Annotated in this window: 2 protein-coding genes; one reads left to right on the forward strand and one right to left on the reverse strand. The window is 60.0% G+C overall.

Annotation, left to right across the window (positions count from 1 at the left end):
* A partial coding sequence (locus tag HMPREF9440_RS07160; protein WP_216586067.1) for an IS66 family transposase occupies positions 1-553 on the reverse strand: 553 nt, incomplete at its 3' end.
* Here HMPREF9440_RS07160 and HMPREF9440_RS11690 point away from each other — a divergent pair.
* A partial coding sequence (locus HMPREF9440_RS11690) for a hypothetical protein (RefSeq protein ID WP_216586068.1) occupies positions 542-778 on the forward strand: 237 nt, incomplete at its 3' end. The two genes, HMPREF9440_RS07160 and HMPREF9440_RS11690, sit on opposite strands and share 12 nt — an antisense overlap.

The raw sequence follows: 778 nt of genomic DNA on the forward strand, positions 1-778 counted from the left end.
GCGACCAATTTCCTTCGCGCTTTCTGATGAGCGCCGGATACCCGGGGTAGCCGTCAACGACAAGATACTCAGGGTTGAAGCCGTCTTCGCCGAAGGCGCCGTTGATCGCCTTGTTCATGCTCTCAGCCGACCGGTTGTCAAGTCGCAGGAACAGCGACACGGGGATCTCCGCTCCAAAGTTGCACATGGAGAGGATCCAGTTCTGCGACTTCGGGTCCTCCGTCGCCTTGCAGACGCCGCGCCCCTGAATCTCAAGAACGTTCCAGGTCGTCTCGTCGCAGCCGACATAGGCCGAGTTGCCGAGAACGCCGCACATGCGCTCGATCAGCGGATCGAGAACGTAGTCGCTGAAGTGCTGAAGGTTCTTGAGGATGGTCTTGTTGCCGAAGCAGCAGGCCTCTGCGAACATCCGCTCGGATCGCGTCAGCGAGAGCCCGTGGTAGAGGGTCCAAGCCATGTTCACGATCAGGCGCATGCCCACGCTGCTGCGAGGCGTGACGCCGACGCAGCTGTCCGCATGGAGGTTGCTGTAGACCTTCCCGTGCTCGTCCACGTAAAGTGCGATCTCCTGTCGAAAACAGCCCATGAAGTCGTTCAACAAGGCCACCATCTCGTGGACGTCGATGGTTCGACGGCCGAGCAGTTCGACGATTTTGGGGAGCCAAGCATACCGACGGGGATCTTCGAGGATCTCCTCGAGCGGGAGCTCGCTCTTGTTGAACTTGCGGCCGGTAGGTCTGTACTTCTTCGGTACTTCCGGAGTGCCCTCGGTCGCCAC

Source organism: Sutterella parvirubra YIT 11816, assembly GCF_000250875.1.
In the GTDB taxonomy this organism is placed as follows: domain Bacteria; phylum Pseudomonadota; class Gammaproteobacteria; order Burkholderiales; family Burkholderiaceae_F; genus Sutterella; species Sutterella parvirubra.